This is a genomic window from Lysobacter enzymogenes (assembly GCF_017168095.1).
GTDB lineage: Bacteria > Pseudomonadota > Gammaproteobacteria > Xanthomonadales > Xanthomonadaceae > Lysobacter > Lysobacter enzymogenes_D.
In genome coordinates this window covers 1-7,961 of sequence record NZ_LXSD01000644.1, presented here as the reverse complement: position 1 = coordinate 7,961, position 7,961 = coordinate 1, and the positions used below count along the sequence as shown (strand labels likewise).

Here is a 7,961-nt window from a genome sequence, read left to right as displayed (position 1 = left end):
CTCGCCGCGGGCACCGGCCGCGGCGCCGGCGCCGAGGCCCGCCTGAGCGGCGCGATGCGGGGCCCGCCCGGGGTAGGGCGGGCGTCCGCATCGTCCGTTGCTACGTGTACATTGGGCGCCGCAGGGGCGCCGCACCGAGGGGACAGCAGTGCAGCAAGCAATCCGACTGGCCGGCTTCTTCGCCGCCCACGGCGTGTGGTGCGTGGCCGACGGCGAGGATCTGATTCCGATCTACGCCTTCGAGGACGCCGCCGGCGAACGCAAGATGGTCCGCTACGCCGGCGAACGCCAGGAAGACGCGGTGGCCGAGGCGCGCGCGCGCCTGTCGGCCAACCCGGACCAGGCGCGCCATGCGGTGCTGGTCCACGACGGCCTGCTGACCCTGCCGTCGGGCCGCACCGACTCGCTGATCCTGAGCGTGCGCGATTTCGCCGGCGACCTCGCGCTGACCCTGGCGGTGCCCTACCGCAACGCCGCCCATCCGCTCGGCTTCGCCGTGCACCGGCCCAAGTTCCTCGACTGGCGCGGCGAAGGCGAGCCCGACTACGCCCGCCTGGGCGAGGACTTCTTCGCCGGGGTGGAAGAGCACGAGACCGGCGACCGGGTGTGGCAGGCCGCGCTCGACGATTCGATCTGAGCCGTCCGCGCCGCCTGCACGGCGCGTGCACCGGCTGCGCGCGCCGCGGCGGCGGCATCGCCGAACCATGATCGGCATCGCACAAATTTCCGTCGCCGCGCAAGGCAATTGCCATCGGCCGCGAACATCATGGCGGGTCGCCCGCGGCCGCGGGCGGCACCGACTCCCGCCCGCCGCCGCCGTCCTTCGCCGATGACCGATCCGCAACGCCGCCGCTTCCTCGTCGGACTCACCGTCGGCGGCGCCGCCGTGGTCGCCGGGCCGATCGCGATGTGGCGCTACACCGGCGGCCACGGCCACCGCATGGGCTCGCTGCCGGACCTGCAGTCGCTGCCGCCGGACGCGCGCTTCGTCCAGCCGCTGCGCATTCCCGGCAGCGAAGGCCTGATGGCCGAAATCGATCTGCGACAGCCGCTGCAACTGTCGGCGCAGACCGCCGGCGCGGCGCTGTTCCCCGGCCCGCCGACCCAGCTGTGGGCCTACGCCGCGCGCGTCGCCGGCGGCGAGGCGCTCAACCCGCTGCTGCGCGCGCGCCGCGGCGACGCCATCGACGTCGGCCTGCACAACCGCCTGGGCGAAGACACCACCGTGCACTGGCACGGCCTGCACGTGGACGAGGCCAACGACGGCAGCGGCCTGCATCCGGTCGCCGCCGGCGGCCAGCGCCGCTATCGGCTCAACGCGGACAACCGCGCCGGCCTGTACTGGTATCACGCCCATCCGCACGGCCGCACCGGCGCGCAGCTGCAGCGCGGGCTGGCCGGGCTGCTGCTGGTCGAGGACGAGGAAGAACTCGCGCTGCGCCAACGCCTGGGCCTGCGCTGGGGCGAGCGCGACCTGCCGCTGATGATCGCCGACAAGCAGGTCGATGCGGGCAACGCCATCGTCTACAAGGACGGCGCCGACGACTGGATCGGCAACCGCGTGCTGGTCAACTGGACGCCGGAGCCCTACCTCGACGTGATCCCGGCCTGGTACCGCTTCCGCCTGGCCAACGTCTGCAACGCGCGCCTGCTGCGCCCGTGCTTCCTGCACGAGGACAAGCCGCTGCCGATGCTGCTGATCGGCAGCGACGGCGGCCTGCTCGAACGCGCCTGGCCGGTCGACGACCTGTTCCTGGCGCCGGCCCAGCGCGTCGACGTGCTGGTCGATTTCGGCGCGCTCGCGCCCGGCGCCAAGGCGGTGCTGCGCAGCCTGGACTATGTGGCGATGGAGAACGAGGACGAGTCCGGCGCGTTCGCGCCCGACCCGATGGGCGACCACCCCGGCGCGGTGGCGATGGGCGAGGCGCTGGACCTGATGGAACTGCGGGTGATCGAGTGCGCCACCGAGCGTCCGCCCGCGCAATTGCCGCCGCTCGATGCGATGGCCGCGCTGGCGCCGCCGCCGGACACCGCCGGCTGGCCGGTGCGCGCGCTGCGCCTGCGCATGGACGAACAAGGCCGCTGGTTCATCAACGACTGGAATTTCCACCTCAGCGGCCACGACCCGGCGTTCACCGTCAAGCGCGGCGCGCGCGAGGTCTGGGAAATCCGCAACAGCATGACCAGCATGCCGCACCCGATGCATTTGCACGGTTTCCAGTTCCGCGTGGTCTCGCGCGCGATCAGCCCGCCGGACGTGCGCGGCCGCCAGGTCGCGCCGAACGGGCTGACCGCGCAGGACCTGGGCTGGAGCGACACCGTGGTGGTGTGGCCCGGCGAGATCGTGCGCCTGGCCATCGATTTCTCCCAGCCCTTCGCCGGCGTCCAGCGCTACATGCTGCATTGTCACAACCTCGAACACGAGGACATGGGGATGATGCTGACCTTCGCCGTCGCCGACTGACTTCTTCGCCTTCCCGGAGTGTTCCATGCCGCGTTCCCTGCTCGTCCTGTCCGCGTTGTCGTTGGCGCTCGCCGCCGCCTTGGTCGCTTGTGCGCCCAGCGGCGGATCGAAACCGGGCGCCGCGTCGGCGTCCGCGCCGGCGCCGCTCAAGGCGGCCGACCTCGCCGACGAGAAGGCGAAGATCAGCTACGTGGTCGGCCGCGATTTCGCCCGCAGCGTCGAGCCGATCCGCGCCGAACTCGACACCGAACTGGTGCTGCGCGCGATCCGCGACGCCCAGGCCGGGCGGCCGTCGCTGTTCGACGACAACGAGACCAAGCGCATCCGCGACGGCTTCAGCGCGCACCTGCGCGCCAGGCACGACGACGAGGTCAAGGCCGTGGCCGCGCGCAACCTCGCCGCGGGCGAGGCGTTCCTGGCCAGGAACGCGAAAGCCGATGGCGTGAAAACCACCGCGTCGGGCCTGCAATACCAGGTGCTGCGCGCAGGCAAGGGCGCGCGGCCGAAAGCCAGCGACACGGTGCGGGTGAACTACGTCGGCAGCTTGCTCGACGGCAGCAAGTTCGAGAGCACCTACGACACCGACCACCCGGCCGAATTCGTGCTGGCCCAGGTGATGCCGGGCTGGACCGAAGGCGTGCAGCTGATGGCGCCCGGCGCGAAGTACCGGTTCTGGATGCCGGCGAAACTGGCCTACGGCGAGCGCGGCCTGGCCGGGCAGATCGAGCCGAACTCGGTGCTGTCGTTCGAGGTGGAGCTGCTGGAGATCGCGGGGCAGGGCGCGCCGATGCACGACGAATGAGTACGCGGCGGTTGGGCGGAGAGCATCGGGACTGAAGTCCCTCCCACAAGAGCCGACTTGCTTATCGATGTCACCCGCGTCGGCGCGGGTACGCTTTTGTGGGAGGGACTTCAGTCCCGATGCCCTTGGTTCGGATCGCCTCGTCCGCACCACCCGGCAACAAGTACGAAAGTTGTGACGCACACCGCGCCAAACGCCGCTCAGCCGCGCATTGCGTCGCAATCGTGTAGCAGTTTTCCGGCCAAACTCCGCAGCCATCGCGGCTCTGCCGGGCCGCGATGCCCGTCTTCATCCGACCCGCTACCAGCCACTCCCGCCGGAGACAGCCAGTGAACCTCTCGCCCTCGCGCACGCCGATCTGCGCCGCCCTCGCCGCCGCCCTGCTCGGCGCCGCCGCGCTCGCGCCCGCGCACGCCGCCCAGCGCATCCTGCAGCTGTCGGAGGACACCACCCACAGCAAGCCGATCAGCGCCGCCCCCGCGCTGCGCGGCACCCCGCTGGCCAAGGCCGGCGCCGCGGATCGCGTATGCGAAGCCGGCGCCCAGTGGCTGCGGGTGGGCTTCAAGCAGCTCAAGCTGGCCGGCTACGACTCGCTGGTGCTGACCAGCAGCGGCGGCGACAAGCTGGTGTTCGAAGGCAAGCACTGGAACGACCGCGCCTTCACCACCCGCGCGCTGCGCGGCGAATGCGTGACCGTGCAGCCGTACTTCAGCCAGCCCGACAGCGCGTTCCAGCTCGACCGCTACGACTTCGGCACCACGGCGCTGGAACTGGCCTCGGTGGTGGTCGCCGGCGCCGGCGACATCTGCGACAGCAGCGGCAACGCCTGCCAGGGCACCTCGGACCTGATCGTTTCGATCAACCCCACCGCGGTGTTCACCGCCGGCGACAACGCCTACAACAGCGGCACGCTGAGCGAGTACAACAGCCGCTACGCGCCGACCTGGGGCCGGTTCAAGGCGCTGACCAGCCCGTCGCCGGGCAACCACGACTACAGCACCACCGGCGCCGCCGGCTACTTCGACTATTTCAACGGCAGCGGCAACCAGACCGGCCCGGCCGGCGACCGCAGCAAGGGCTATTACAGCTGGGACGTCGGCGACTGGCACTTCATCGCCCTCAACACCATGAGCGGCGGCACCGTTGCGCAGGCGCAGATCGACTGGCTCAAGGCCGACCTCGCCGCCAGCACCAAGCCCTGCACCGCCGCGTATTTCCACCATCCGCTGCTGAGCCGCGGCAGCTATTCGGGCTACACCCAGGTCAAGCCGTTCTGGGACGCGCTGTACGCGGCCAAGGCCGACCTGGTGCTGGTCGGCCACGACCACAACTACCAGCGCTACGGCAAGATGGACCCGAACAAGGCCGCGGCCAGCGACGGCATCCGCCAGGTTCTGGTAGGCACCGGCGGCCGCGCGTTCTACAGCATCAGCGGCACCCACCCCTTGCTGGAAGCCAGCAACGCCAGCACCTTCGGCGTGCTCAAGCTGACCTTGACCGCGACCGGCTACACCGGCGACTTCGTCCCGCGCGCCGGCAGCAGCTACACCGACCACTTCACCGGCACCTGCAACGCCAAGGGCGGCGGCAATCCGCCGGCGCAGACGCTGACGCTCAACAGCGTGCGCGACGTGACCGTGAAGTCGGGCGGCAGCCGCGACAACGGCGCCACGCTCTACGCCGACGGCAGCGACGGCGGCCAGGTGCTGCGCGGCCTGATGGCGTGGGATCTGTCGTCGGCCGCGGGCAAGAACATCACCGGCGCACAGGTCAAGCTGCAGGTCAGCGACCGCTCCGCCGGCACCTACGATCTCTATCGCGCCGGCGCCGCCTGGACCGAATCCAACGCGACCTACAGCGGCGTGAGCCTGAGCACCAAGATCGGCTCGGTCGTGCCCAACGCGACCGGCGCGCAGACCATCGCGCTCAACGCCGCCGGCCTGCAGTTGGTGAAGGATTGGGCCTCGGGCGCGGCGGCGAACAACGGGGTGGTGCTGTCGTCGAGCTCCAGCGACGGCGTGGATTGGTCCTCGCGCGAAGGCGCCAATGCGCCGCAGCTGATCCTGACCTACGCGCCGTAAGCGTCGCAGGTCCAAGCCTCGGAGCCGCCTGTGCCGCGCCGGCGGCCCGATGCGGTCCGGCCCGCCGCGATGCGGATGCGTCGCGGCGGGCGCAAGACCCTCGGGGCCGAAGCCCCTCCCGCACGCTCAGGCGGTGGCTTGCAAGGCCGGACGCGCGGCGTGGGTGCCCGCGCCGGCGCCGATCATCAGCTTGACCGATTCCTTGATGCGCTCGGCGCCGCCGAGCTTGACCGCGGCGATCAGCCGATCGCCGATGGTCTTGCTTTCGTCGGCGCTGCTGGCGTGCGCGCCGAGAATGGCCAGGCCTTTCTCGGTCAGCCGGTAACGCAAGGCCAGGTGCACGAACGCAACCCCGTTCAACGACTCCTTGACGCAGGCCGTGCTGCGCACATAGCCCTCGTCGAGCAACCATTCGAAGGTCGCGCCGCAGGCGAGCACCGCCTGCGCCATGGCTTCGCGGTTGGACGGGTCCAGGCCCGGCAGATGACGCGCCGATTCCTCGGCGTTGAAGCGGGCTACGACGGGATGCTGCTCGAGCGCCGCCGCGCAGATCCGCGCGGTGGCGATGCTGAAGACCTCGATGTTTTTCATGGATGACGCCCCCTGACGTCCTTGCTATTTACGAGGGCATTACGTAAAGACGGCGTGATGAAAAACCACGTAATAGATTGAAAAATAACGGATATTTCTAGAGGTCGGTACCGTCTGAACTGTGATGCCCGGCGCTGCGGCCATGACATGGGATGACAAACTGACCCGCCGCGGCAGATGCATAACGCGCTGCGGCACCCGCGCGTGAGGCGGGCCGATCAGTTTGATGAACGAATCGGCCCCGTCGCGCTCAGGATTTTTCCGGCGCCAGTTCGATCACCGTATCGATGCTATCGGCCAGCGTCTCGGGCAATGCGATGGCCAGTGTTGCGCCGTCGCGCCGGGCGCGCAGCGCGGCGCCGCCGTCGAGCAGGCGCGCGCGCCACGCGCCGGGCGCGTCGATCCGCAGCTCGCCGCCGGCGGGGCGTTCGAACACGTGCAGGTACAGCCGTTCGCCGTCGGCGCTGCGCTTGCGGGTGATCCGGCCCCAGGCCACGTCGCCGAGCGGATTGGCGCTGGTGGCGTAGATCGAATCGCCGTTGCGGCGCAGCCACGCGCCGATCTCGCGCAAGCGCTCGACGCTGGCCTGCGGCACGCTGCCGTCGGCCATCGGGCCGATGTTGAGCAGCAGGTTGCCGCCCTTGCTCGCGGTGTCGACGAGGTCGCGCACCAGCTCGCGCGTGGATTTCCAGTTCGTGTCCAGCGCGCTGTAGCCCCAGGTACCGTTCATGGTCATGCACGCTTCCCAATCCACGCCCGGCACGCCGCGCGCGGGAATCGCCTGCTCGGGCGTGGTGAAATCGCCGTGGGCGCGGTCGAACCACTGCAGGCTGCCTTGCGGATCGTCGTAGCCGAGCGAGCGGTACAGGCGGTTGTTCATGACGATGCCGGGCTGCTCCTTTCGCACCGTCGCCATCAGCTCCTGCGCGCGCCAGGTTTCGCCTTCGGCGCCTGGGTTGGAATAGTCCCACCACAGCACGTCGATGGGGCCGTAGTGCTCGATCAGCTCGCGCACCTGGGCGTGGAGGAAGTCCTGGTATTGCTTGAGGTTTGCGCGTTGCGCGTAGCCGGGATCGTCTTTGTCGCCGGCTTTTTCCAGCGGATGCGGCAGCGGGTGCTCGAGGCGGGCGAAATCGCGGTACGGATAGGCCGGGTGGTGCCAGTCGATCACCGAGTGATAGAGCCCGACCTTGAGGCCTTCGGCGCGCGCGGCCTCGACGATCTCGCGGACCAGGTCGCGGCCGGTGGCGTCCTTGGCGTCGAAGTCGCTGACCGCGCTGTCGTGCAAGGCGAAGCCTTCGTGGTGCTTGCTGGTGAACACCAGGTACTTGGCGCCGGCCTGTTTGGCCAGCTTCGCCCACTCGCGGGCGAAGCCGGGCTTGGGCTTGAACAGCGGCAGCATCTGCCGCGCGTACTCGCCGGTGGGCACGTGGGCGTTGCGCTGGATCCATTCGGCCGAGCCTTTGACCGGCTCGCCGTTCCAGCGCCCGGCCGCGCCGGAGTACAGGCCCCAGTGCACGAACAGGCCGAAGCGCGCCTCGCGCCACCACTGCATGCGCGCGTCGAACGCGGCTTGCGATTCGGTCGGTGCGGCGACCGCGGGCTTGGGCGCGGCGGCGGCCGGCGCGGCCGCGTGCGCGGCGCTGGTGGACGCCAGCAGGCAGGCGATGAGTGCGGCGCGCAACGACGGCATCGGCGTTCTCCCGTAAGCGGATCGACGCAGTCCAGCAGACCGCGGGCGCGGCGGTCAACTGCGTTCGCGCCCATGCTTTCGTTTCGCCGTCGCCGCGCGCGTTTGCTTTCGGATTGCGCAAGCCGCGACGAACGCGCGGAAAATCCAAACAAATCCAAATCGCGGCAATCGCGCTGCAGCATTGCGCGACGCACGCCGGCCACTAGACTGCGGACGTCGCCGCTGCCGTTGTCGCCATGGACCGTCGCCGCTTCCTGCTCGCCAGTTCCGCCTCCGCGCTCGCCCTGGGCGCGCCGGCCGCGGCCAACGCCGCCGTCGCCGCCGCGCCGC

At 70.3% G+C, this 7,961-nt stretch carries 6 protein-coding genes; 4 read left to right on the top strand and 2 right to left on the bottom strand.

Annotated elements, in window-relative coordinates; genetic code table 11:
* Nucleotides 1–148: 148 nt before the first annotated feature.
* The 4 genes from A7A76_RS24760 (at nucleotide 149) to A7A76_RS24745 (ending at nucleotide 5,347) form a co-directional block, all read left to right on the top strand.
* Entirely contained in the window at nucleotides 149–637 is a 489-nt protein-coding gene (locus A7A76_RS24760) for a hypothetical protein (protein WP_206413817.1), read from the top strand.
* A gap of 192 nt (nucleotides 638–829) precedes the next feature.
* Entirely contained in the window at nucleotides 830–2,464 is a 1,635-nt protein-coding gene (locus A7A76_RS24755) for a multicopper oxidase family protein (RefSeq protein ID WP_206413816.1), read from the top strand.
* Nucleotides 2,465–2,489: 25 nt separating this feature from the next.
* Nucleotides 2,490–3,266, top strand: a complete 777-nt coding sequence (locus A7A76_RS24750; protein ID WP_206413815.1) for an FKBP-type peptidyl-prolyl cis-trans isomerase — start codon at nucleotides 2,490–2,492, stop codon at nucleotides 3,264–3,266.
* Between the two features lie 329 nt (nucleotides 3,267–3,595).
* The gene (locus A7A76_RS24745) at nucleotides 3,596–5,347 is read left to right on the top strand and encodes a DNRLRE domain-containing protein (RefSeq protein WP_206413814.1); all 1,752 of its coding nucleotides are present in this window, start codon (nucleotides 3,596–3,598) and stop codon (nucleotides 5,345–5,347) included.
* Between the two features lie 126 nt (nucleotides 5,348–5,473).
* On the opposite strand, the gene A7A76_RS24740 is transcribed toward A7A76_RS24745, so the two are convergent.
* Together A7A76_RS24740 and A7A76_RS24735 are read right to left on the bottom strand one after the other, a co-directional pair.
* On the bottom strand, nucleotides 5,474–5,938 hold the full coding sequence (locus A7A76_RS24740) for a hypothetical protein (protein ID WP_206413813.1): 465 nt from the start codon (nucleotides 5,936–5,938) through the stop codon (nucleotides 5,474–5,476).
* 250 nt (nucleotides 5,939–6,188) lie between these two features.
* Complete coding sequence (locus tag A7A76_RS24735) at nucleotides 6,189–7,631, bottom strand: alpha-L-fucosidase (RefSeq protein ID WP_206413812.1); 1,443 nt, start codon at nucleotides 7,629–7,631, stop codon at nucleotides 6,189–6,191.
* Nucleotides 7,632–7,961 lie beyond the last annotated feature (330 nt).

Bases quoted from the DNA above. Each gene is read 5' to 3' on its own strand.
- A7A76_RS24750 (WP_206413815.1), top strand. From the start codon at position 2,490: ATGCCGCGTTCCCTGCTCGTCCTGTCCGCGTTGTCGTTGGCGCTCGCC.
- A7A76_RS24735 (WP_206413812.1), bottom strand. From the start codon at position 7,631: ATGCCGTCGTTGCGCGCCGCACTCATCGCCTGCCTGCTGGCGTCCACC.
- A7A76_RS24755 (WP_206413816.1), top strand. From the start codon at position 830: ATGACCGATCCGCAACGCCGCCGCTTCCTCGTCGGACTCACCGTCGGC.
- A7A76_RS24740 (WP_206413813.1), bottom strand. From the start codon at position 5,938: ATGAAAAACATCGAGGTCTTCAGCATCGCCACCGCGCGGATCTGCGCG.